This window comes from Dactylosporangium cerinum (assembly GCF_042653625.1).
In the GTDB taxonomy this organism is placed as follows: domain Bacteria; phylum Actinomycetota; class Actinomycetes; order Mycobacteriales; family Micromonosporaceae; genus Dactylosporangium; species Dactylosporangium cerinum.
This window is the reverse complement of record NZ_JBHSIU010000019.1, coordinates 72,023-95,307: the sequence shown is the minus strand read 5'-3', so window position 1 is coordinate 95,307 and position 23,285 is coordinate 72,023. Positions and strand designations below refer to the sequence as shown.

Annotated in this window: 23 protein-coding genes; 21 read left to right on the top strand and 2 right to left on the bottom strand. The window is 71.4% G+C overall.

What is annotated here, in order from left to right; genetic code table 11:
- Positions 1-14 precede the first annotated feature (14 nt).
- The 17 genes from ACFPIJ_RS18155 (at position 15) to ACFPIJ_RS18075 (ending at position 17,498) form a co-directional block, all read left to right on the top strand.
- Positions 15-1,532, top strand: a complete 1,518-nt coding sequence (locus ACFPIJ_RS18155; protein WP_380116291.1) for a hypothetical protein — start codon at positions 15-17, stop codon at positions 1,530-1,532.
- A gap of 5 nt (positions 1,533-1,537) precedes the next feature.
- On the top strand, positions 1,538-2,602 hold the full coding sequence (locus tag ACFPIJ_RS18150; protein WP_380116289.1) for a PAS domain-containing sensor histidine kinase: 1,065 nt from the start codon (positions 1,538-1,540) through the stop codon (positions 2,600-2,602).
- The gene (locus tag ACFPIJ_RS18145) at positions 2,602-3,261 is read left to right on the top strand and encodes a response regulator (protein WP_380116288.1); all 660 of its coding nucleotides are present in this window, start codon (positions 2,602-2,604) and stop codon (positions 3,259-3,261) included. Before ACFPIJ_RS18150 ends, ACFPIJ_RS18145 begins: the two co-directional genes overlap by 1 nt.
- A 90-nt stretch (positions 3,262-3,351) precedes the next feature.
- Positions 3,352-4,551 carry a glycoside hydrolase family 5 protein gene (locus ACFPIJ_RS18140; protein ID WP_380116286.1) on the top strand — a complete coding sequence of 400 codons (1,200 nt, stop codon included), beginning with the start codon at positions 3,352-3,354 and terminating at the stop codon, positions 4,549-4,551.
- A gap of 53 nt (positions 4,552-4,604) precedes the next feature.
- On the top strand, positions 4,605-5,513 hold the full coding sequence (locus ACFPIJ_RS18135) for an alpha/beta hydrolase family protein (protein WP_380116285.1): 909 nt from the start codon (positions 4,605-4,607) through the stop codon (positions 5,511-5,513).
- Between the two features lie 127 nt (positions 5,514-5,640).
- A complete protein-coding gene (locus ACFPIJ_RS18130) occupies positions 5,641-6,855 on the top strand; it encodes a substrate-binding domain-containing protein (RefSeq protein ID WP_380116820.1) in 1,215 nt (404 codons plus the stop codon).
- Positions 6,856-6,915: 60 nt separating this feature from the next.
- Complete coding sequence (locus ACFPIJ_RS18125; RefSeq protein ID WP_380116819.1) at positions 6,916-7,659, top strand: ABC transporter ATP-binding protein; 744 nt, start codon at positions 6,916-6,918, stop codon at positions 7,657-7,659.
- Positions 7,656-8,375: an ABC transporter ATP-binding protein gene (locus ACFPIJ_RS18120; RefSeq protein WP_380116284.1), complete on the top strand. Its 720-nt coding sequence runs from the start codon at positions 7,656-7,658 to the stop codon at positions 8,373-8,375. Before ACFPIJ_RS18125 ends, ACFPIJ_RS18120 begins: the two co-directional genes overlap by 4 nt.
- On the top strand, positions 8,375-9,262 hold the full coding sequence (locus tag ACFPIJ_RS18115; protein ID WP_380116283.1) for a branched-chain amino acid ABC transporter permease: 888 nt from the start codon (positions 8,375-8,377) through the stop codon (positions 9,260-9,262). Before ACFPIJ_RS18120 ends, ACFPIJ_RS18115 begins: the two co-directional genes overlap by 1 nt.
- Positions 9,259-10,353 carry a branched-chain amino acid ABC transporter permease gene (locus ACFPIJ_RS18110; protein ID WP_380116282.1) on the top strand — a complete coding sequence of 365 codons (1,095 nt, stop codon included), beginning with the start codon at positions 9,259-9,261 and terminating at the stop codon, positions 10,351-10,353. Before ACFPIJ_RS18115 ends, ACFPIJ_RS18110 begins: the two co-directional genes overlap by 4 nt.
- A 231-nt stretch (positions 10,354-10,584) precedes the next feature.
- Complete coding sequence (locus tag ACFPIJ_RS18105; protein ID WP_380116818.1) at positions 10,585-11,346, top strand: ABC transporter ATP-binding protein; 762 nt, start codon at positions 10,585-10,587, stop codon at positions 11,344-11,346.
- Positions 11,333-12,025, top strand: a complete 693-nt coding sequence (locus tag ACFPIJ_RS18100) for an ABC transporter ATP-binding protein (RefSeq protein WP_380116280.1) — start codon at positions 11,333-11,335, stop codon at positions 12,023-12,025. Before ACFPIJ_RS18105 ends, ACFPIJ_RS18100 begins: the two co-directional genes overlap by 14 nt.
- A gap of 10 nt (positions 12,026-12,035) precedes the next feature.
- Positions 12,036-13,277: an ABC transporter substrate-binding protein gene (locus ACFPIJ_RS18095; protein ID WP_380116279.1), complete on the top strand. Its 1,242-nt coding sequence runs from the start codon at positions 12,036-12,038 to the stop codon at positions 13,275-13,277.
- A gap of 4 nt (positions 13,278-13,281) precedes the next feature.
- Complete coding sequence (locus tag ACFPIJ_RS18090) at positions 13,282-14,154, top strand: branched-chain amino acid ABC transporter permease (protein WP_380116278.1); 873 nt, start codon at positions 13,282-13,284, stop codon at positions 14,152-14,154.
- A complete protein-coding gene (locus tag ACFPIJ_RS18085; RefSeq protein ID WP_380116276.1) occupies positions 14,151-15,113 on the top strand; it encodes a branched-chain amino acid ABC transporter permease in 963 nt (320 codons plus the stop codon). Before ACFPIJ_RS18090 ends, ACFPIJ_RS18085 begins: the two co-directional genes overlap by 4 nt.
- Positions 15,114-15,229: 116 nt before the next feature.
- Positions 15,230-16,825 carry an MFS transporter gene (locus tag ACFPIJ_RS18080; protein WP_380116275.1) on the top strand — a complete coding sequence of 532 codons (1,596 nt, stop codon included), beginning with the start codon at positions 15,230-15,232 and terminating at the stop codon, positions 16,823-16,825.
- A 58-nt stretch (positions 16,826-16,883) separates the two neighbouring features.
- A complete protein-coding gene (locus ACFPIJ_RS18075) occupies positions 16,884-17,498 on the top strand; it encodes a TetR/AcrR family transcriptional regulator (protein ID WP_380116274.1) in 615 nt (204 codons plus the stop codon).
- Positions 17,499-17,642: 144 nt separating this feature from the next.
- On the opposite strand, the gene ACFPIJ_RS18070 is transcribed toward ACFPIJ_RS18075, so the two are convergent.
- Positions 17,643-19,532, bottom strand: coding sequence for a helix-turn-helix domain-containing protein (locus ACFPIJ_RS18070; protein WP_380116817.1), 1,890 nt, complete (start codon positions 19,530-19,532; stop codon positions 17,643-17,645).
- Positions 19,533-19,574: 42 nt separating this feature from the next.
- Complete coding sequence (locus ACFPIJ_RS18065; RefSeq protein ID WP_380116272.1) at positions 19,575-20,369, bottom strand: 3-hydroxybutyrate dehydrogenase; 795 nt, start codon at positions 20,367-20,369, stop codon at positions 19,575-19,577.
- Between the two features lie 140 nt (positions 20,370-20,509).
- On the opposite strand from ACFPIJ_RS18065, the gene ruvC reads away from it, so the two are divergent.
- From ruvC to yajC, 4 genes are all read left to right on the top strand, one after another.
- On the top strand, positions 20,510-21,022 hold the full coding sequence (ruvC, locus tag ACFPIJ_RS18060; protein ID WP_380116270.1) for a crossover junction endodeoxyribonuclease RuvC: 513 nt from the start codon (positions 20,510-20,512) through the stop codon (positions 21,020-21,022).
- Positions 21,019-21,627: a Holliday junction branch migration protein RuvA gene (ruvA, locus tag ACFPIJ_RS18055; protein ID WP_380116268.1), complete on the top strand. Its 609-nt coding sequence runs from the start codon at positions 21,019-21,021 to the stop codon at positions 21,625-21,627. The genes ruvC and ruvA overlap by 4 nt, the downstream gene beginning before the upstream one ends.
- Complete coding sequence (ruvB, locus tag ACFPIJ_RS18050; protein WP_380116267.1) at positions 21,624-22,691, top strand: Holliday junction branch migration DNA helicase RuvB; 1,068 nt, start codon at positions 21,624-21,626, stop codon at positions 22,689-22,691. Before ruvA ends, ruvB begins: the two co-directional genes overlap by 4 nt.
- 153 nt (positions 22,692-22,844) lie before the next feature.
- Complete coding sequence (gene yajC / locus ACFPIJ_RS18045; RefSeq protein WP_380116816.1) at positions 22,845-23,225, top strand: preprotein translocase subunit YajC; 381 nt, start codon at positions 22,845-22,847, stop codon at positions 23,223-23,225.
- Positions 23,226-23,285 lie beyond the last annotated feature (60 nt).

Sequence of the window (23,285 nt, the reverse complement as noted above, 5' to 3'; positions counted from 1 at the left end):
GAGCGGGAGTGACCATGCAGACCCTGAAGCGCCGCCTGGCCCCGGCGAAACGCCGTCCGGCATCCGCGGGAACGGCGGGTAAACGCCGCTCCCGGAAGCGGCTGTCCCGTCCGAAGATCTCCGGCCGCCGGATCCTGGTGGCCGCGGTCGCCGTGTTCCTGCTGTTCAGCGTCGGCCGGTCGGTGCTGCCGGCGCTCGGTATCGAGACGCCGGGGCTGCCGTCGTTCGGCGGGGGCGGGGACACGCCGACCGACGCGCCGACGACCAAGGCGCCGAAGGCGCCGACCGTCGACCTGAACGGGGTCATGGTGCACGGCGGCGGCGAGCCGATGATCACGCTGAACCCGGGCCTGGTCCGGCTCGGCGGCTCGGTCACGGTCAACGGCTCCGGCTTCGACCAGGGATCCGTCGTCGAGGTGTACCTGGGCCCGTCCGCCGCCGCAGCCCAGCCGTCGGGCAAGTCCAAGCCGTCCAAGGCCGCCGCCGGGAAGCCGGTCCAGGTGGGCACCGCGAAGGCCGGCAAGTACGGCATCTTCACGCTCAACTTCCCGTTCCCCACCAAGATGACCACGCCGGTCCTGGAGGTGACCGCCCAGGCGCGCGGTAGCGACAAGGTCGCCAAGGCCGACGCGGCGGTCGCGCAGGGCGCCGGGCAGGCGGCGCTGTCCGCCGTGGTCGGCAAGCCCGGCGACGTCATCAACCTGACCGTGAAGGGCTTCTCCCCGGGCGAGGAGCTGCAGGTCTTCTGGGGCCGCATCAATGGTGACCCTGCCCTCACCCTGAAGGCCGACGAGGATGGCTCGGTGGGTAAGACCCCGATCAAAGTCGGGGTCACGGCCGTCGGGACGACCAGTCTGGTGGTCGTGGGCAAGACGAGTGGCGCGGCGGCGAGTGCCCCGTTCCAGGTGCTGCGGCTGTACCCGTCGATCAAGCTCGCGCCGTATGCGGTGAAGGCGACCCAGTCGATCACCTTCTCCGGCGCCGGCTTCGCGCCGGGCGAGCGGGTCCTGGTGCGGCTGAACTCGGCCGGCGGGCAGCCGGTCATGGCGGTGGCGACCGACGGCGCCGGCGGCTTCAAGGGCGCCGGGCTGACGATGCCCTACCAGCTCAAGGGCGCCCAGTCGCTGGTGTTCGTCGGCGAGCAGAGCCGGGCCGCGACCTCGACCGGGTTCACGATCCTGCCCTACACGCCGCAGGCCCGCACCAACGCCTACGGCGGCCTGCCCGGCACGGTGGTCAACTTCTACGCGACCCAGTTCGCGCCGAACGAGGCCGTGCACGTCTATGCCAAGACGTCCAAGGGCGCCAAGGGTGACCTGGTGTCGGCGTTCCGGGTCGACAAGAAGGGCACGGCCCGCGCGGTCGGCCAGTACACGATCCCGGGCAACACCGAGAACAGCGTCATCTTCGAGCTGCGGGGGCAGCTCAGCGGCTCCACCGCGACGGTCAACTTCAAGGTCGACGGCTCCGGCGGGCCGGTCGACATCCCGACGCCGAAGCCGTACGTCCTGCCGAAGGATCTGGAGAAGTAACCCCGGTGTACTGGCAGGCTTTTCGGGCCGCTCCGGAGGCGTTGATCGTGCTCGACGCCGCCGGGGTGGTCCGGCTCGCCAGCAGCGCCGCGGAGGGGCTCTTCGACCGGGTGACCGCCGACCTCGTCGGCCGCCGGGTCGACGAGCTGCTCATCAGCGATCCGCGCGGTGCCCTCCCCGAACTGTCCGGGAGCCCGGAGTCCGACGGGGAGCCGGTGTACACCACGTCCGCGATCCGCCGGCCGGACGGGGCGGAACTGCCGGTGGACGTGCGGCTGCGGACCCTGCCGGGTGACCCCAGCGGCCTGGTCGTGCTCGCCGTCGACGACCAGGGGTCCGGCGGACTGTCCCGGGCCAGCCTCGAACACCGCGTCGCCCGCCTGCAACAGGCGGGCGTCGCGCAGGAACAGGCGCTCGGCGACGTCATCCTCAACCAGGAACGGGAACGGGCCCGCATCGCGGCCGGTGTGCACGACGACAGCCTGCAGGTGATCACCGCGGCGATGCTGCGGCTGCAGCACCTGCGCCGCCGGCTGCGCGAGCCGCGGGACCTGGAGCTGCTCGGCAAGCTGGAGGACAGCCTGGCTCTCGCGGCCGACCGGCTGCGCCGGCTGATCTTCGACTTCCGGCCGCCGAAACTGTCCAGCGAGGGGCTCGCCGCGGCGACCCGCGATCTCCTGGACGGGCTCGCCGAGGACCATTCGCTGGTCGTGCACCTGGAGAACCGGCTGCGTGACGAGCCGGCGCTGCCCACCCGGCTGCTGCTGTTCCGGATGCTGCAGGAGGCCGTCGCCAACGTCGCCAAGCACGCCGACGCCGACGAGTGCACGGTGGTCCTCGGCGAGCAGGACGACGGCTACCTGGTCCGGGTCGTCGACGACGGGATCGGCACCGAGCACGTCGAGGCCGACTTCGAGACCCCCGCCGGGCACCTCGGCCTGATCCTCATGCGGGAGCGGGCGGCGCTCGCCGGCGGCTGGATCCGGATCAGCAGCGTCGCCGGCAGCGGCACCACCGTCACGTTCTGGGTGCCGCGCGGCGCCGACCTGCAATCCAAAGGAGCCGCCTGATGCGCTACCGCGTGCTGATCGTCGAGGACCACCAGGTGGTCGCCGAAGGGCTTGCAGCCCTGCTCAACGAACACCCCGAGCTGCGGGTCGTGGCGATCGCCGGCGGCGTCGGGGAGGTCGAGCACCTCGCCGACGTCGAGCGGATCGACGTGGTGCTGTGCGACTACTGGCTGCCCGACGGGACCGGCCCGGAGGCGGTCGCCGCGCTGCGGCTGCACCTGCCGGACGTGGCGATCGTGTTCCTCAGCGCCGACAGCAGCGACGAGGTGGTCCTCGCCGCGCTGGAGGCCGGTGCCGCCGGCTACCTGGTGAAGAGCTCGGCCGGGGCCGATGTCGCCGACGCGGTCCGCCGGGCCGTCGACGGGGAGATCCTGGTGCCGGCCCGCCAGCTGGCGAAGCTCCTGGCGCGGCGGCGGGAGCGCTCGCACCGCTCCGCGGAGCACGCCCGGCGGCTGGACAGCCTCACTCCGCGGGAACGGCAGATCCTGAGCCTGATGACGTCCGGGATGGACAACCGTGACATCGCCCGGGAGCTGAGCATCAGCTACACCACGGTCCGAAGCCACGTGCGGCACCTGTTGTCGAAGATGGGTGCCCGGTCAAAACTGGAGGCGGTGGTGCGCGCGGCCGACTGGGACGCTCCTACAGTTGCACCATGAGCATTTCGGACATTCGTACGCTGACCTGAAATTTCCGAATCCGTAATGTTTTGACCTGCCCGACGTCGTCGTACGTGAGGACAGGTCAAGTTGAAGCGTTCCCGTCTCGTGTGGCTCAGTGCCACCCTGGCGCTTGCCGCCGCCTTCACCGCCGGTTGTACCGCCATGAACTCCGCTGACAAAACCGAACCCCAGGCCGCCGGCCGGCAGCTGAAGCTGCCGTTGCACACCGACGGAAACCGGATCGTCGACGCCGCCGGAAAGACGGTCACATTCACCGGCGTCAACTGGTTCGGCCTGGAGACCAACACGTTCGCCCCGCACGGGCTGTGGTCCCGTTCCCTGGACGAGATGCTCGACCAGATGGCCGCGCAGGGGTTCAACTCGGTGCGGCTGCCCTTCAGCAACGAGCTGTTCGACGCCACCGCCAAGCCCAACGGCGTCGACTACAAGCTCAACCCCAACCTGCAGGGCCTCACCGGGCCGCAGATCATGGACAAGGTCGTCGAGGGCATCACCAAGCGCGGCATGATGGTGATCCTCGACCGGCACCGCCCGACCTCGCAGGGCCAGAGCAACCTCTGGTACACCGACAAGGTCAGCGAGGAGCGCTGGATCAGCGACTGGACCAAGCTCGCGAAGCAGTACCGCGACAACCCCCTGGTCGTCGGCGCCGACCTGCACAACGAGCCGCACGGCGAGGCCACCTGGGGCACCGGTGGCGAGAAGACCGACTGGCGGGCCGCCGCCGAGCGGGCCGGCAACGCCATCCTCAAGGAGAACCCGAACTGGCTCATCGTCGTGGAGGGCATCGAGTCCTACAACGGCGACGGGTACTGGTGGGGCGGCAACCTGCAGGGTGCGGCCAAGGACCCGGTCCGGCTCTCCGACCCGAAGAAGCTGGTCTACTCCGCGCACGACTACAGCCCCAAGGTGTGGTCGCAGCAGTGGTTCACCGACAAGAACTTCCCCAACAACATGCCGGCGCTGTGGGACAAGCAGTTCGGCTACCTCGTGAAGAACAACGTCGCGCCGGTGCTGATGGGTGAGTTCGGCGGCCGTTCCGTCGCCGAGAAGGACGCCCAGGGCAACAAGGACCTCGAGGGCATCTGGCAGCGGCACCTGATCGCGTACCTGAAGGACAACGGGCTCAGCTACACGTACTGGTCCTGGAACCCGAACTCCGGCGACACCGGCGGGGTCCTGAAGGACGACTGGAAGACCATCGACCAGGCCAAGATGGACCTGCTCAAGTCCTACCAGTCGGTGCCGGCGGCCAAGAAGCCGTAGGCGCATGTCGATGGCCCTCCCCACGCTGTTATGTTCAGCGTGGGGAGGGCCTCATGCCTGTTCGGGAACGGGACACCACGGTCGAGACCACCGCCGGCGACCTGCACGCGATCATCGCGGTGCCGGACGGGCCCGCGCGCGCCGGGCTCGTGCTCGTCGACGGCTCCGGCCCCGCGACCCGGCACGAGTGGGGCGGGGTCCCGGACTTCCTCGCCGGGCTCGGCGTCGTCACGCTGCGGCATGACAAGCCCGGCTGCGGCGGGTCGCCCGGCGACTGGCGGGACCAGTCCTTCGCGGACCGGGCCGCGGAATCCCTCGCGGCCGTCGCCACCCTGCGCGCCGAGACCGGCGTCGAGCGGGTCGGCCTCATCGGCTACAGCCAGGGCGGCTGGATCGCCCTCCTGGCGGCCACCAGCCAGCCCCGGGCGGTCGACTTCGTGATCACCGTGTCCGGCCCCGCCGTCGGCCTCGCCGAGCAGGAGCGGGTGCGGACCGAGCGGCTGCTGCGGTCGCAGGGTCACCCGCCCGCGGTCGTCGACGAGGCGATGCGCTGGGTCGACGAACGCGCCGCCCGGCTCGCCGTCGGTGACCCACCTGCGGACGTGCTTGCGGCACAGGCCACCTACGCCGGACGGGTCTGGTACAAGACGGTCAGCGCCGACCCGTACGACACCGTGGAGATCCTCGGGTTCATCACCCGGGCGCTGAGCTTCGACCCGGCGGCCCTGATCCCGCACCTGCGCTGCCCGATCCTCGCGCTCTACGGCGCCGCCGACGAGCTCGTCCCCGTGGAGCGCAGCGTCGCGGTGCTCGCCGAGCGGCTGCCCGGGCTGCACCGCGGGCGCAACGCCGTCGCCGTCCTGCCGGGTGCCGACCACATGCTGTTCGTCGCTAAGGGTGAGCACTCACCCGCGTTTCGGCCGATGTTGGGGACGTTCCTCGACCTCGTGACGCTGTCGTAGGGCAGCGAACCGGGCAACCCGCCGGACTTGTGTGGCGTGCCCACATAGCTCGGTGCCCTACGCCACTCCTAGCGTGTGCGAACACCGCCAGCAGGCGCTGGCCTTAACCAGGCGTTCACACGGAGGAATCGTGATTCGGCAGACGAGTGCGCCGCGGCGGCTACTGTTCGCGGCGGTCGGCTTGAGCATGGCGGCGGCGTTCACGTCCGCCTGCAGCAGTCCCCAGGAAGCGGCGAACGAGCCGGCCGGGGACACCACCCCGATCAAGGTCGGCCTGGTGTACTCCCAGACGGGCGCCCTCGCCGGCTACGGCAAGCAGTACATCGAGGGCTGGAAGGCGGGCCTCGCGTTCGCCACGAAGGGCACCGGCAAGGTCGGCAGCCGGCCCGTCGAGGTCAAGGAGGTCGACGACGCGGGCGACCCGGCCAAGGCCGTCTCCGCCGCCAAGGACCTCATCGGCCAGGGCTACAAGATCATCGCGGGCAGCACCGGCTCGGCCGTCGCCGGCCAGGTCGCGCCCCTCGCCGCGCAGAACAAGGTGCTGTTCGTCTCCGGCCCGGCGGCGTCCGACGCGGTCACCGGCGTCAACAAGTACACCTTCCGCTCCGGCCGCCAGTCCTACCAGGACGTCCTCGCGGCCAAGTCCTACCTGCCCTCGCCCACGGGCAAGAAGGTCCTCGTGTTCGCCCAGGAGGGCACCTTCGGCAAGTCCAACGCCGACGCGGTGAAGGCCGTCATCGGCAGCGCCGGCGCCACGGTCGACAACCTGTTCGTGCCCGCCAGCGCGACCGAGTTCACCGGCTTCGCGGCGCAGGCCAAGAACGCCAAGGCCGACATGATCTTCGTGGCGTGGGCCGGCACCACCGCCCCCGCCATGTGGCAGGCCCTCGACCAGCAGGGCGTGCTCGGCTCGACCATGGTCGTCACCGGCATCGACCAGCGGGCGTCCTGGGCGACGTTCGGCGCGGCCGGCAGCAAGCTGTCGCTGCTCGCGCACTACTTCGACGGCGCCAGCGACAACGAGGCCACCACCGCGCTGCGCAAGGGCGTCGAGGGCGGCAAGGTCGACCTGTTCCACCCGGACGGCTTCACCGCCGCGCAGATGATCGTGCGGGCGGCCGGTGAGGGCGGCGACGACGTCGACAAGATGGTCACCGCGCTCGAGGGCTGGAGCTTCGACGGCGTCAAGGGCAAGCTGACCGTCCGCAAGGAGGACCACGCCCTGCTCCAGCCGATGTTCCAGGGGAAGTTCTCCGGTTCCGGCGCCGACCTGAAGCCGGAGCTCGTCAAGGCGATCGACCCGGCCGACGCGACCCCGCCGGTCGTCCAGATGAAGGGCTGAGGGTTGTTCCCCCGAAGCAATGCACCGGCGGCCGGGGTGGTTGACGCCCCGGCCACCGGCCTGCTCTCCACCAGGCGGCTGACCTGGAAGATCGGCGAGGTCGCGATCGTCGACCACGTCTCGATCGACCTGGCCGAGGGCGAGTTCCTCGCCGTGATCGGCCCCAACGGCGCCGGCAAGACGTCACTGTTCAACCTGATCTCCGGGCTGCGCCGGCCGACGGACGGCTCGGTGACCCTCGCCGGGCACGACGTCACCCGGCTCGCGCCGCACCGCCGGGCCCGCCGCGGTCTCGGGCGCACCTTCCAGTCCTCGTCGGTGTTCGGGTCGCTGACCGTGGCGCAGAACGTGCGCCTGGCCGTGCAGGCCCGCCGCGGCGGCTCGATCCGGCCGTTCCCGCTGCCGGGCTCGGACAAGGACATCGCCGCGCGCGCCGACCGGGTGCTGTGGCGGGTCGGGCTCGACCACCGCGCCGGCACCCTGGCCGGCACCCTCGCCCACGGCGAGAAGCGGAAGCTGGAGATCGCGCTGCTGCTCGCCGGCGAGCCGAAGGTGCTGCTGCTGGACGAGCCGATGGCCGGCGTCAGCGCCGAGGACGTGCCCGGCCTGGTGGCGCTGATCAAGACGCTGACCCGCGACGAGCGGCGCAGCGTGCTCATGGTGGAGCACCACATGGACGTGGTCCTGGACCTGGCGGACCGGGTGGCGGTCATGCACCACGGCGCCCTGCTCATCTGCGACACCCCGGAGGTCGTCATGGCCGACCGGACCGTCCAGGAGGCGTACCTGGGGGAGAAGTTGTGAGCCCGATTCTCGATATTTCCGATTTGTCGGTCAAGGTCGGCGGGTCGCACATCCTGCAGGGCGTCACGTTCAGCGTGCAGCCGCAGGGGGTCACGGCGCTGCTCGGCCGCAACGGCGTCGGCAAGACCACCACCCTCAAGGCCGTGCTCGGCCTCATGCCGCGCACCGCGGAGATCACCGGCCGGGTCGGCTACGACGGCGCCAGCATCACCCGGCAGCCCACGTTCCGCCTCGTCCGGCAGGGCCTCGGCTACGTGCCCGAGGACCGTGGCGTCTTCGCCGGGCTCACCGTCGCGGAGAACCTCCGGCTCGCCGAGCGCGCCGGCACCGCCCCCGACTACGACACCGTGCACGGGCTGTTCCCGGAGCTGCGCAAGCGGGCCCGGCAGCGGGCCGGCACCCTGTCCGGCGGCCAGCAGCAGATGCTGGCGATCGGCCGGGTGCTGCTCAACCCGAACCGGCTGCTGCTCATCGACGAGCCGACGAAGGGCCTCGCCCCGAAGGTCGTCACCGAGGTCGCCGCCGCCCTGCAGGCCGTCGCCGCCGTCGTGCCGATGCTGCTCGTCGAGCAGAACCTGGCCGTCGTGCGCCGGATGGCCCGCCACGCCGTGGTCATCGCCAACGGCCGGGTCGCGTACACCGGCGGCGCGTCGGACCTGCTCGACTACACCGAGAAGACCAAGGCGCTGCTCGGCGTCGGCAAGGGGGAGCACTGATGAGCACCTTTGTGCTGCTGACGCTGACGGGGCTCGGGCTCGCGGCGCTGTACTTCCTCGTCGCGTCCGGCCTCGCGCTGGTCTTCGGCCTCGCCGACGTGCTGAACTTCGCGCACGGGCTGTTCCTGTCCGTCGGCGCGTACGGCACCTGGTGGGCGTCGGGGAACCTGCCCGGCGCCGGGTCGTCCGGCTTCGGGTTCGTCCTCGCCGTCGTGTTCGGCGTCGTCTGCGGCACGGCCGTCGCGGCGCTGGTCGAGCTGGTGCTCATCCGGCCGCTGTACTCGCGGACCATCGAACAGGTCCTCGTCACGGTCGGGCTGTCCCTGGCCGGGGTGGCGCTGCTGCAGGCGTCGTGGGGCGCCGACCCGCGCACCTTCCCGCGGCCGCAGTGGACCCAGCAGCTGACCGAGGTCGCCGGCGCCCGCGTCCCCAACGACCGGTTCCTGCTCATCGGCGCCGCGGTGCTCGTGCTCGGCGGCCTCCTGGCCTTCCTCAAGTACACCCGGATCGGCCTGATCATCCGGGCCGGCGTCGAGGACCGGTCCATGGTCACCGCGCTCGGCATCGACGTGCGGCGGGCGTTCACGCTCGTCTTCGCGATCGGTGGCGCCGCGGCCGCGCTCGCCGGGGCGCTCGGCGGGGTCTACGCCGGCTCGATCTCCCCGACCGGCGGCAGCTCGCTGCTCATCTTCGGGTTCATCGTCGTCGTCATCGGCGGCATGGGCTCCGTCGTCGGGGCCGCCTACGCCGCCGTCGCCGTCGGGCTGCTCCAGCAGTTCGTCAACTACACCTCCCCGGGCCTCGGCGACATCTGCGTGGTCGCGCTGCTCGCGATCGTGCTGCTCGTCCGCCCGCAGGGGATCACCGGAAAGGTCGCCACCTCATGATGACGGACACCGCGGTGACCCCCGGCGGCACTTCCACGCCCGCGAAGCGACGCTGGCATCCGGCCCGCTTCGGCCCCCTCGTCGTCCTGGTCGTGCTCATCGCGCTGCCGTACTGGTCGATCGAGATCCCCGGGGTCTTCGACGCGGCCATCAACAAGCCCGGCACCCTGCAGCTGCTCGCGCTCTGCCTGGTGTTCGGCGCCCTCGCCACCGGCTACGACCTGCTGTTCGGGCGCACCGGCCTGCTGTCCTTCGGCCACGCGCTCTACTTCGCCGCCGGCGTCTACGGCACCGACGTCCTCGTCACCAAGGCCGGCTACCCGCTGTGGCAGGCCGTGCTCTTCGCCGTCGTCGGCACCGCCACGATCGCGGCGGCGCTCGGCGCGGTCGCGTTGCGCACCAACGGGATCGCCTTCGCGATGGTCACCCTCGCCTTCGCCCAGGTCGGCGCGATCACCATCGGCCGCGACCCGGGCGGCGTCACCGGCGGCGAGGAGGGGCTGCCGATGGACACCGCCAAGGTGCCGGACGCGCTCGTCGGCGTCACCAACACCGTCAACCTGTACTGGCTGGCCGTCGGCGTCGCCGTCATCACCGTCCTGGTCGTGCACGCGATCGCGGACGCGCCCGCCGGCCGGGTCCTCGCGGCGATCCGCGACGACGAACGCCGCGTCGGGGTCCTCGGCCTGGACCCGTACCGGTACAAGCTGTTCGCGTTCACCGTCGCGGGTGGACTGGCCGGCCTGGCCGGGGCCATGTACGCGCTGCTGATCGGCGGCGCCACCCCGCACGTGGCCGTCTCGGACCAGACGCTGACGCTGCTGGTCATGGTGGTCCTCGGCGGCCCCGGCACCCGCTGGGGGCCGCTCATCGGCGGGATGCTGTTCACGTACCTCGACTACCGCCTGGTGTCCTTCGGCCGCTCCGACGCCGTCGACAGCCTGCCGGGCGTGTTGAGCGGCCCGCTGTCGCAGCCGCTGTTCGTGCTGGGGACGGTGTTCATCCTCGCGGTGTACTTCTTCCCCGGCGGCCTGGCCGGGCTCCGCACCCGGCTGGGCCCACTGGCCAGGTGGATCCCCGACCGCCGCTAGGTGGATCCGCCTGCTCGTAAGGGCGCCGATCGATTCGATCTCATTCGAATCGATCGGCGTCTTTTGTATGTGGCGGAGGGGCACACGTGTACGCCGGTAAATGTATGGATCGCCTCCATGGCCTGGGTGTGGCGCCGGTCATAGCGTTCGCCGCAACAGGCGGGCCGCATGTGACCGCCCGCCACCCAGCGCCCATGTCATTGCCCAATCGCAGGAGGAGGTGTGTCCCCATTGGACGGTCCCGCCGCACTGACCGCACGCGGTCTCATCCGTGACTTCCGCGGCTTCCGCGCCGTCGACCAGGTCGACCTGACCGTCGCCGCCGGCAGCGTGCACGCGCTGGTCGGGCCCAACGGCGCCGGGAAGACGACGCTGTTCAACCTGCTCACCGGCTTTCTCGCGCCGACCGCCGGGCGGATCGAGCTGGCCGGCCACGACATCACCGGGCTGCCGCCGGAGCGGGTCGCCCGTCTCGGCGTGGCCCGGTCGTTCCAGATCACCAGCCTCTTCCCGCAGCAGACCGCGCGGACCCACGTCGAGCTGGCCCTGCAGAGCGGGACCGGGCTCGGCTGGCGGTTCTGGCGCAGCCACCGGCTCCTCACCCGGTTCTCGGCCCGCGCCGGTGAGCTGCTCGACCTGGTCGGGCTCGGCGACGCCGGGGACACCCTGGCCGGCAGCCTCGCGTACGGGCGCAAACGGGCCCTGGAACTGGCCATCGCCCTGGCGCTGGACCCGAAGGTGCTGCTGCTGGACGAGCCGACCGCCGGGATGGGCCTGGAGGACGTCGACCGGACCGTCGAACTCATCGCCGCCGTGCGGGACGGCCGCACCGTCGTGCTGGTCGAGCACAACATGAGCGTCGTCGGGCGGCTCGCCGACACCGTGACCGTGCTGCAGGCCGGTCGGGTGCTGGTCGAGGGCCCCTACGAGCAGGTCCGCGCGGACCCGCGGGTCATCGAGGCGTATCTCGGGAGCGCAGATGCTGCACATTGAGGGACTGTCCGCGTGGCACGGCGAGGCGCAGGTGCTGCGCGACGTCGATCTGCGCGTCGAGCGCGGCGAGGTGGTGACGCTCTGCGGGCGCAACGGCGCCGGCAAGACCACGCTGCTGCGCTGCGTCATGGGGCTGCACGGTCACCAGACGGGTGCCGTGCACCTCGACGGCGCGGACATCACGGCCCGCAAGGTGCATCAGCGGGCCCGCCGGGGGCTCGGCTGGGTGCCCGACGACCGCGGCGCCTACGCCACCCTGACCGTCGCCGAACACCTCACCCTGCCCCCGGTCGTCGGCCCCGCCCCGTGGAGCCTGGAGCAGGTCCACGAGGCGTTCCCGGCGCTGTACACCCGCCGGGCCAGCCCCGCCACGAAGCTCTCCGGCGGCGAGCAGCAGATGCTCGCCCTGGCCCGGGTGCTGCGGATGGGCGCGACGGTCCTGCTCTGCGACGAACCCACCGAGGGGCTCTCCCCGCTACTGGTCCAGCAGGTCGGCGAGATCCTGCGGCGGGCCAAGGAGCTCGGCGTCACCGTCCTGCTCGTCGAGCAGAACATCCACTTCGCCACCACCGTCGCCGACCGCCACTACCTCCTCGCCGAGGGGCGGATCGTCGGCCAGTTCGACAACACCGACATCCACTCCCGCGAGGCCGAACTCCTCGCACACCTCGGGATCTAGGGGATATTTCGTGAAAAAGACTCTCGCGGCCGGTGCCGCGCTCTGCGTCGCCCTGTCCGGTTGCGGCGGCGGTGGCCCCCGCGGCGGCGGCGACTCGAAGCTCACCGGCGACAAGATCGTGCTCGGCGTGCTCAACGACCAGTCCGCCACCTACGCCCAGCTGTCGGGCAAGAACTCCGTTGAGGCCGTGAAGATGGCGATCGAGGACTTCAAGGCCAAGTACGGCGACAAGGCGATCACGAAGAACATCACCGTGGAGAGCGCCGACCACCAGAACAAGCCCGACGTGGCGAACACCCGCGCGTCGGAGATGTACGACCGGCTCGGCGTCGACGCGATCCTCGACGTGCCCACCTCGTCGGCCGCGCTGAAGGTCGCCGACGTCGCGAAGGCGCAGAAGAAGCTCTACTTCAACATCTCCGGCGCCACCACCGACCTGACCGGCAAGTCCTGCAACAAGTACACGTTCCACTACGCCTACGACACCGCGATGCTCGCCAACGGCACCGGCACCGCGGCGACCCAGGCGGGGGCGAAGAACTGGTACATCGTCTACCCGGACTACGCCTTCGGCCAGGACATGGAGAAGTCCTTCAAGGCGGCCATCACCAAGGGCGGCGGCACCGTGGTGGCCAGCGACCCGACCCCGTTCCCCAACGACAACTTCTCCACGTTCCTGCTCAAGGCGCCGACGCTCAACCCGAAGCCCGACGTGCTCGGCACCATGCAGGCCGGCGCCGACCTGGTCAACGTGGTCAAGCAGTACAACGAGTTCAAGCTGCGGGACAAGGGCGTCGGGCTCGCCGTCGGCCTGATGTTCCTCACCGACATCCACTCCCTGACCCCGGACGCCCTGGCCGGCACCACGTTCACCGACGCGTGGTACTGGAACTTCGACGCCGAGAACCGCGCGTGGGCCGACAAGTTCTCCGCCCGCACCGGTGGGCAGCGCCCGACGTTCGCGCACGCGGCCAACTACTCCGCCGCCATGCAGTACCTGGAGGCCGTGCAGGCCGCCGGCACCGACGACGCCGACGCGGTCGTCAAGCAGCTGGAGGGCAAGAAGGTCAACGACTTCTTCCTCCGCAACGGTGAGTTCCGGGCCGCCGACCACCGGGTCCTGCACGACGCCTACCTGGCCAAGGTCAAGCCCGGCAGCGAGGTCAAGGAGCCCTGGGACTACGAGCAGATCGTGAAGACGATCCCCGCCCAGGAGGCGTTCCGCGCCCCGTCGGCCGACTGCAAGCTGTAGTCCGATGGGTTTCCTCACCCAGACGTTCAACGGACTGGTCGGGGGCAGCTTCTACGCGTTGCTCGCCCTCGGCCTGGCCGTCATCTTCGGCATGCTCCGGGTGGTCAACTTCGCCCACGGCGCGTTCTACATGCTCGGCGCGTTCGGCGCCTACGTGCTGCTCGCCGAGGCCGGGATCTCCTTCTGGTGGGCGCTGCTCGCGGTGCCGGTGGTGCTCGGCCTGCTCGGGATCCTGCTCGAGCGCACGCTGATCCGCCGGCTGTCCACCCTGGACCCGCTGTACAACTTCCTGCTCACCTTCGGGCTGACCCTGATGCTGCAGGACGTGGTGAAGTCCCGCTACGGCTCGCAGTCCAACCCCTACGGCGCGCCGGCGGGGCTGCGCGGCACCGTCGACTTCGGGCTGTTCGACTTCCCGGCGTACCGGGTGTTCGTCTTCGGCGTCGCCGTGCTGCTGTGCGTGGTCGTGTGGTGGCTGCTGACCCGGACCCGGGTCGGCACCGTCGTGCGGGCCGCCACCGAACGGCCCGAACTCACCCGGGCCCTCGGCATCGACGTCGGGCGGTGGATCGCGCCCGTGTTCGGCTTCGGGGTGGCCCTGGCCGCGCTCGCCGGGGTGCTCGCCGCGCCGATGCGGGCGGTGAACCCGCTCATGGGCGCCGACCTCATCATCGGCGTCTTCGCCGTCGTCGTCATCGGCGGTCTCGGGTCGGTCTTCGGCTCCGTGGCCGCCGGCTTCGGGATCGGGCTGCTGCAGGCATGGAGCGAGGCCTACGGCCCGGGCCTGCTCGCGCAGACCCTCATCTTCCTGGTCATGGCCCTGGTGCTGCTGTTCCGCCCGGCCGGGTTGTTCGGGCGGGAGGAACTGCCGACATGACCTCGCTCCTGCTGCAACGGGTCCGCACCCCCCGATGGGCCGGCTGGCTGCTGCTGACCGCCGGTGCGCTGCTGGCGCTGTGGCTGCCGAACGGGCTCTACCCCGCGGTCGCCGTCGACATGCTGTGCTGGGCCCTGTTCGCCGTCGCCATCGATCTGCTGCTGGGGTACGGCGGGCTGCTGTCCTTCGGACACGCGGCCTTCTGGGGCACCTCGGCGTACACCGCCGGGCTCATCGCGGCACACCTCGGCGTGCCGTTCCCGGTCGCGGTGCTCGGCGGGGCCCTGGCGGCGGCGGCCCTCGCGGCGCCGATCGGCTACCTCGCGGTCAAGCGCTCCGGGATCTACTTCGCGATGGTGACCCTGGCCTTCGCGCAGCTGGTGTACTTCGTGGCCAATGGGTGGTCGTCGGTGACCGGCGGCGAGAACGGCCTGCAGAGCGTGCCGCGGGAGCTGTTCGGGCTGGACCTCTCCGACCCGTACTACTTCTACTACGCGGCGCTGCCCATCGCGGTGCTCGGGATGCTGCTCGCGTGGCGGATCGTGCACTCGCCCTTCGGGCGGGTCCTCGTCGCGATCCGGGACAACCCCGCGCGGGCCCGGGCGCTTGGGTATCCGGCCCACCGGTACAAGCTCCTCGCGTTCGTCCTGTCGGCGTTCGTCGCCGGGCTGGGCGGCGGGCTGTTCGCGGTCGCGCACGGGTTCGTGTCCCTGGACGTCGTGCACTGGACGACGTCGGGCAAGGGCGTGGTCCTGGTCGTGCTCGGCGGCATCGGCACGCTGTGGGGCGGGGTGGTCGGCGCGGCGCTCGTGGTCAACCTGGAGGACCAGCTGTCGCAGGCCGGCTTCACGCTGATCGGCCTGGTCACCGGCGGTATCTTCGTGCTCGTCGTGCTGCTCTTCCGCCGCGGCCTGTGGGGATCGGCGGTGGCCCTGTTACGGCGCTATTCCCGGCTGTGACCGTACGCACATTCTGATACGAGACGGTTCCGTATCGCTTCGCCAGCCCTTAGGTTGGTCGAGGATACGGAACTGTTCCGTATCGTAAGGCGTTCGCTCACTGGGGGCATGCACACATGGACGCAGCCACAACCGCACCAGCCAACACCGGACATCCTCGACGCTGGGCCATCCTCGGCGTGCTCGTCATCAGCCTGCTCGTCGTCGTGCTCGACAACACCGTGCTCAACGTCGCGATGCGCACCATCGCCGACCCGAAGCACGGCCTGGGGGCCACCCAGAGCGAGCTCGAATGGGCGATCAACTCCTACACCCTGGTCTTCGCCGGCCTGCTCTTCACCGCCGGCATCCTCGCCGACCGCCTCGGCCGGCGGATCTCGCTGACCGTCGGGCTCGTGCTGTTCGGCATCGCGTCGCTGGTCTCGGCCTACTCCGACACGCCCGGCCAGCTGATCTGGGCCCGCGCCCTGATGGGCCTCGGCGCCGCGGCGGTCATGCCGTCGACCCTGTCGATCATCGCCAACGTCTTCGACCCGCGCGAGCGCGGCAAGGCGATCGGCGTCTGGGCCGGCGCCGTCGGTCTCGGCGTCGCGATCGGCCCGATCGTCGGCGGCCTGCTCCTGGAGCACTTCTGGTGGGGCTCGGTCTTCCTGATCAACGTCCCGATCGTGGTCGTCGGCGTGATCCTGGTCAGCGTGCTCATCCCCGAGTCGAAGGACCCGCGGCCCGGCCGCATCGACTTCGTCGGCGTCCTGCTGTCGATCATCGGCCTGACCCTGCTCACGTACGGCGTCATCGAGGGCGGCGAGTCCGGCTTCGGCGAGCTCAAGTCGTGGGGCACCCTGGTCGCCGCGGTCGTCGTGCTCGCCGCGTTCGTGATCTACGAGCGCCGCATCGAGTTCCCGTCGCTGGACGTGCGGCTCTTCGCCAACCGCCAGTTCTCGGCCTCCACCGCGATGATCGGCCTGGTCTTCTTCGCCGCCATGGGCGCCATGTTCACCAGCGCCTTCTACCTGCAGCTGGTCCGCGGCTACGGCCCCCTGGCCTCCGGCGCGCTGTTCGTGCCGTTCGCGCTCGGCCAGCTGGTCTTCGCCCCGCGCAGCGCCGCGATGGTGAAGCGCTACGGCCCCAAGGCGGTCAGCACCACCGGCCTGCTCCTGGTCGCGCTCGGCCTCACCGGCTGGATCTTCATCGGCACGACCACCCCGATCTGGGTCGTCGGCGCGCTGTTCTTCGTCATGGGCGTCGGCATGGCCAACGTGATGCCGCCGGCCACGGAGGCGATCATGGCCGCGCTGCCCCGCGAGAAGGCCGGCGTCGGATCGGCCGTCAGCAACACCATCCGTCAGGTCGGCGGCGCCCTCGGCGTGGCCGCGCTCGGCGCCGTCATCAGCTCCTACTACCGCAGTGGCGTCGAAGACTCCACGACCGGCCTGCCGGCCGCCGCGAAGGCGGTCGCCGACGAGTCGATCTCCGGTGCGTACGGCGTCGCGGCGAACGTCGGGCCCGCCGGGCAGGCGCTGATCCAGCACGCCAACGACGCCTTCATCACCGCGATGCACTACTCGGCGATCGGCTCCGCGGTCTTCGCGGTCCTCGGTGCCGCCGTCGCGTTCGTCTGGCTGCCGGGCAAGCGCCCGGCGACCGCCCCCGCACCCACCACCGCGGAGAGCCTCGCGGAGGAGCAGGGTGTCGAGCTGGTAGACGTGTGATGACCTGCCAGCCAGCCGCGTGTGGCTTCCGGGTGAGAACTCGGCAACAATGGAAGCCATGACGACGGCGAGCGTGGATGCGGTGGCCGACCAGGACCGTAAGGGTCCCGGCCGGCCCCGCAGCGCCCGCGCGGACGAGGCCATCATCGAAGCGGTCATGGACCTGCTCAGCAGCGGTCAGAGCGCCGACGCGATCTCGATCGAGGCGGTCGCGGCGAAGGCGGGCGTGGGCAAGGCGACGATCTACCGCCGCTGGCCCAACAAGGAGGCGCTGCTCATCGACGCCGTCGCCGTCATGAAGGGCCCGTCACCGGAGCTGGCCGGCGAGTCCGTCCGCGACGACCTGGTCACCCTGATCGCCGGGATGCGGACCAAGCGCATGGACCACTACGGCAAGGTCACCGCCTGCCTGCTGCCGCAACTCGCCAAGGGCGAGGAGATGCACCGGGTGTATCAGGGGGTCATCGAGCCTCGGCGGGACGTGATGCGGGGCGTGCTGCGGCGGGGGATCGCGAGCGGGGAGCTGCGGGCGGACCTCGACATCGAGCTGACGCTGCTCATGCTGTCGGGGCCGACGCTGGCGCAGAACATCCTGCGCTGGAACCCGAACGTGTCCGACGAGCAGTTCGCGGAGCGCCTGGTCGACGCGGTGCTCCGCGGGGCGCGCGCCTGAGGTTGTTCCGGCGTTTCCCGAAGGGCGCGGCTCGTTCCTCGGGCGTCTTTCCTCGGATGTGTCGGCCGGCTGGCGCCGACCGACACATCCGAAATTTCAACATATAGCTGGGGCCGTGGTGATCCAGCGGTTGCGGTTCGCGGCTCAGGCGCGAAGCCGGTGCAGGCGCAGCGCCAGCTGAACCTCCAGCGCACGCTCCGGCTTCTGCCAGTCGGCGCCGAGCAGCTGCCCGATCCGTTCCAGCCGCTGCGTCACCGTGTTGACGTGCACATGCAGCAGCTCCGCGGCCCGGGCCAGGCTGCCGCCGACCCCGAAGTACGCCTCGAGGGTCTTCACCAGCGCGGTCCCGCGCCGCACGTCGTAGTCCACGACCGGCCCGATGGTGGAGCCCAGGAACTGCTCGACGTCGCGGTCCCGGCCGTCCGGGGCCGAGCCCAGCAGCAGCCCGACGAAGCCCAGCTCGGCGGTGCTGGCCCCGGCGCCTCCGCGGCCGAGCGCGGCCAGGGCGATGACGCACCGGTCCGCGTCGCGGTAGGCGGCCGCGATGCCCGCCGGACCCGTCGCGGGACCGCCGGCGCCGGCGGTGACCGGGCGGCCGAGGAGCTTGCCGAGGTCGCGGGCGACGGTGCGGGCCAGCGGGCCGGCCGCGTCACCGGGCAGCAGCAGCACCACGTGCCCGTCCCGGGCGGCGGCGAGGCCACCGCGGGCCTGTGCGTACGTCTGCGCCCAGGACACCGCACGCTGCCGCGCGGAGCCGCCCGCGACCGCGTCCTCGCCGACGGCCACGACGACGCTCGGGGCGTCCAGGTCGACGCCGAGGCGTTTCGCGCGGGTGCGCAGGGAGTCGGCGTCGCGGACGGGGCGGGTGATGACGTCGTCGAGCAGTTCGCCGCGGACCCGGCCCTCGGCCTCGGCGACCGTGCGGCGGAAGAGCTGCAGCAGGGCGGTGACGACCGCGGCCCGCTCCAGGATGCGCTGGTCGGCGTCGACGAGGGGACGGTCTGGGCGCAGCACGAGCGCGCCCAGGTTCTCGGCGCCGGCGACGACCGCGGCGAGCCACAGCGGGCCGCGGCGCACGCTGCGGCCCTCCGTCCGGGACGCGGCGAGGGCCTCGGCGATGGCGCTCGCGTCGGGGGGCTCCAGGGCGCCGACGCTGGCCTGGCGGCGGCCGTCGGCGTCCAGGACCAGCAGGGCCCCGCCGAGGACCTCGGTGACGACCTCGGCGATGTCCTCGACGCCGGCGCCGCGCAGCACGAGGGCGGTCATGCGGTCGTGGGCGGCGGCGGCACGTTCGACGGAGTCGCTGTGGGCGCGGACCATGCCGTTGGCCGCGGACAGCTCCTCCAGGGCCGCCTGGGTCTCGCCGAGCAGGCGGGCGGTGTCGATCGCGACGGCGGCGTTCGCGGCCAGGGACACCAGCAGGGACACCTCTTCGCGGGCGAAGGGGCGGGCGGAGCGGTTCGCGGCGTACAGGACGCCGATGATGCGCGAGCCGAGCCGCAGCGGCACGCCGAGGATCGCGACGAGGCCTTCCTCGCCGACGCCCGCGTCGATGTCGCCGGTGTGCCGGAAGCGGGCGTCCTCGGGGTAGTTCGCCGTCACGTACGGGCTGCCGGTCTGCGCGACCAGGCCGCCGAGCCCGGCGCCCATGGGCAGGCGCAGGGCCTGGAACTTGGCGGAGATCGAGCCGTCGGTGACCCGCATGTACGTGTCGCCGTGGTGTTCGTCGTTGAGCGTCATGTATGCCACGTCGGCGCCGAGCAGGGTCCGGGCGCGGTGCACGATGGCGGCGAGGACGGCGTCGACGTCGCGCAGGCCGGCGAGGTCGCTGGCGGTGTCGAACAGCCCGGAGAGCTCCTCCTCGCGGCGCCGGCGGCGTTCGAGCAGGGCCCGGACGCGCAGGGCGACGATCTTCGCCTGTTCGAGCTCGGCGAGGCGGTCCGGCGGCAGGCCGGCGTTGCGGGCGGCGACGAGCGGGCCCTCGAACTCGACCGCGGCGGCCTCCCGCGCGAGCAGCTCCAGGTACTCCAGCATCGTCACACCCCCATTGTGCTAGGTGCCCAGGGGCGGGCACGGTCAGTGCGCAGTCCAACCGCCGTCGATCGCGACCGACGTGCCGGTGATGAACCCGGCGGCGTCGCTGCACAGGTACGCGACGAGCTCGGCCACCTCCGAGGGCTCGATCAGCCGCTTGATCGCCGCGCTGGTGAGCATGATCTTCTCCACGACCTCGGCCTCGTCGATGCCGTGGGCGGCCGCCTGCGCCGCGATCTGCCCCTCGACGAGGGGCGTGCGCACGTAGGAGGGGTTGATGCAGTTGCTGGTGACGCCGTGCGGCGCGCCCTCCAGGGCCACGGTCTTGGACAGGCCCTCGAGGGCGTGTTTCGCCGTGACGTACGCGGACTTGAACGGCGAGGCGCGCAGGCCGTGCACGGAGGAGATGTTGACGACGCGGCCCCAGCCCCTGGCGTACATGTGCGGCAGGACCCGGCGGGTCAGGCGGAACGGCGCCTCGACCATGACGGTCTGGATGTAGGCGAAGCGCTCCGGCGGGAAGTCCTCGACCGGCGCGACGTGCTGCAGCCCGGCGTTGTTGACCAGGATGTCGGCCTGCCAGTGGCCCGCGAGCCGTTCCTCGGCGTCGTCGGGTTCGGAAAGGTCGGCGACCACCGGTACCACACCGAAATCGTCGGCAAGCAGCTTCAGCGATTCGGCGTCGCGGTCGACGGCCACCACCGTGGCACCGGCCGCGGCCAGGCGCACGGCGACACCCCGGCCGATGCCGCTGCCCGCACCGGTCACCAGTGCGGTCCGGCCACGCAGGTCCAAGGCGACCACTTGGTGCGGCGGAACGGGATGTGGCGTCGTCATGGCGGGAAACGTACGAGCCTTCGTGCGCGCGTCCCATGGGGCCCGCCCACATACCTTCGGTGGAGTCGGTGTGTGTGTCGTGTTCTAGGTCCGTGCGACGCGTCCGCTATCGTGTCGAACACACGTATGAGGGGGTTGGGGTGCGCGTGCTGGGGGTCGACCCGGGGCTGACCCGCTGCGGTGTGGGCGTGGTCGAGGGCGTGCCCGGCCGGCCGTGCAAGCTCGTGCACTACGAGGTCGTCACCAGCGACCCGGACCTGGACCTGGCGCACCGGCTGCTCAATCTCGACCAGCGGCTCACCGCCCTCGTCGAGGAGCACCGCCCGGAGTCCGTCGCGGTGGAGCGGGTGTTCAGCCAGCACAACGTGCGCACCGTCATGGGCACGGCGCAGGCGGGCGCGGTCGCGATCCTGGTCGCCGCCCGGGCCGGCCTGCCGGTGCAGACCTACACCCCCAGCGAGGTCAAGGCCGCCGTCAGCGGCAACGGGTCCGCGGACAAGGCACAGGTCACGGCGATGGTGACCCGGCTGCTGCGGTTGTCGGTCGCGCCCCGGCCCGCCGATGCCGCCGACGCCCTCGCTCTGGCAATCTGTCATGTCTGGAGGGGCGGCACCCGGGACCGCATCCAGGCGGCGCTGAGGAGAGCACGATGATCGCGAGTGTGCGGGGGCGGGTCGCCGCCGTGTCGCCGGACGGGGCCGTGATCGAGGTCGGCGGGGTCGGCCTTGCCGTGCAGTGCTCGCCGCAGACCCTCGCCGACCTGCGGGTCGGGCACGAGACGCGGCTCGCCACGTCGCTGGTCGTGCGGGAGGACTCGCTGACGCTGTACGGGTTCGCCGACGACGAGGCGAAGCAGCTGTTCGAGCTGCTGCAGACCGCGACCGGCGTCGGCCCGCGGCTGGCCCAGGCGGTCCTCGCGGTGCACACCCCGGAGGTGGTGCGCCGCGCGATCGCCAGCAACGACACGTCCACGCTGACCCGGGTGCCGGGCATCGGCAAGAAGGGCGCCGAGCGGTTGGTCCTGGAGCTGCGCGACAAGATCGGCGCGCTGCCCGGCGACGGCGCGGCCCTCGTCGGGGTCGGCGTCGGCGCGGTCTGGGCCGAGCAGGTCCGCCAGGCGCTCACCGGGCTCGGCTGGACCGCCGGTCAGGCCGACCAGGCCGTCGCGGCCGTCGCCGAGCAGCTCGACGGCGGCACCGTCCCGCCGGTGCCGGTGCTGCTGAAGCAGGCGATCCGCATGCTGGGCACGCTGCGGTGACCGACCCTCTCGTCAGTGCGTATGCGGCGGCGGAGGACCAGGCCGCCGAGCAGAGCGTGCGCCCGAAGCGGCTCGCCGAGCTGATCGGGCAGCACCGGGTCCGGGAGCAGCTGGACCTGCTGCTGCAGAGCGCGCTGCGCCGCGGCAGCCCGCCGGACCACATCCTGCTGTCCGGCCCGCCGGGCCTCGGCAAGACGACCCTCGCCATGATCGTCGCCGCGGAGTTGTCCGCCGGGCTGCGGATGACCAGCGGTCCCGCGATCGAGCGGGCCGGGGACCTGGCCGCGGTGCTGACCAGCCTGTCCCATGGCGACGTGCTGTTCATCGACGAGATCCACCGCATCGCGAAGCCGGCCGAGGAGCTGCTGTACAGCGCGATGGAGGACTTCCGGGTCGACGTCGTGGTCGGCAAGGGCCCGGGCGCGACCGCGATCCCCCTCGACGTGGAGCCGTTCACGCTGGTCGGCGCGACGACCCGGAGCGGGTTGCTGACCGGCCCGATGCGGGACCGCTTCGGGTTCGTCGGCCAGCTCGAGTTCTACGACCCCGACGAGCTGGAGCTGATCATCGCCCGCTCGGCGCGGATCCTGGACGTGCCGATCACCGACGAGGGGTCCACCGAGATCGGGCGGCGCTCCCGCGGCACCCCGCGGATCGCCAACCGGCTGCTGCGCCGGGTCCGGGACTACGCCGAGGTGCGCGGCACCGGGGTGGTCGACCTGGCCGCGGCGAAGGCCGCCCTGGCCGTGTACGACGTCGACGAACTCGGCCTGGACCGCCTCGACCGGGCGGTGCTGCGGGCACTGATCCGGCAGGGCGGGGGACCGGTCGGGCTGTCCACCCTCGCGGTGGCCGTCGGTGAGCAACCCGACACCGTCGAAGAGGTCTGTGAACCGTTCCTGCTGCGCACCGGACTGCTCGCGCGTACTCCGCGTGGGCGAGTGGCCACGCCGAGTGCATGGCGTCATCTTGGACTGCCGGTTCCCGCTGGTACCGTCGGTGGCGGGAGCCACGCAGGGGGAACATCGCCGCAAATGCCCGATCTTTTCAGCTTGGAGCCGTAGCGTCCCAAGCTGTCGTGATCGGACCGTGATAGACGCCGGTCTGCGTGTCTTCCGACACACCGACTAGACTCGCCGCGGTCCGCCGCGCGGACTTCATACTTCGCTCGGTCCGCCCAGGCCCCTGGGTCCCGAGCCGACCGGAAGGCCATGATCGTGCTGTTCGCCGAGGCACAGGGTTCAGGTGGCGGTGGGTACACCTCCCTGCTGTTCATCGTGGGGATCTTCGCCCTCATCTACTTCATGATGATCCGCCCGCAGCAGCGCCGCCGCCGAGAAGTCCAGAACATGCAGTCCGCCATGGGGATCGGTGACGAGATCATCACCGTCGGTGGGTTGTATGGCACCATTCGCAGCATCGACGAAGACAGCGTCCTGCTGGAGATCGCGCCCGGCGTCACCGCCAGATACGCCAAGGCCGCGATCGGCAAGGTGAACCAGAAGGCCGTCAGCGACGACGCCGTCGACGACGACGCCACCGAGACGGAGGACGACGAGACGCCGGCGCCCGGGACCACGCCCAAGTCCCTGGACTGAGCGCAGGCTGACCGACACCACGACGAACAAGCACGCCGCGCACCCCGCCGGCGTTAGTGC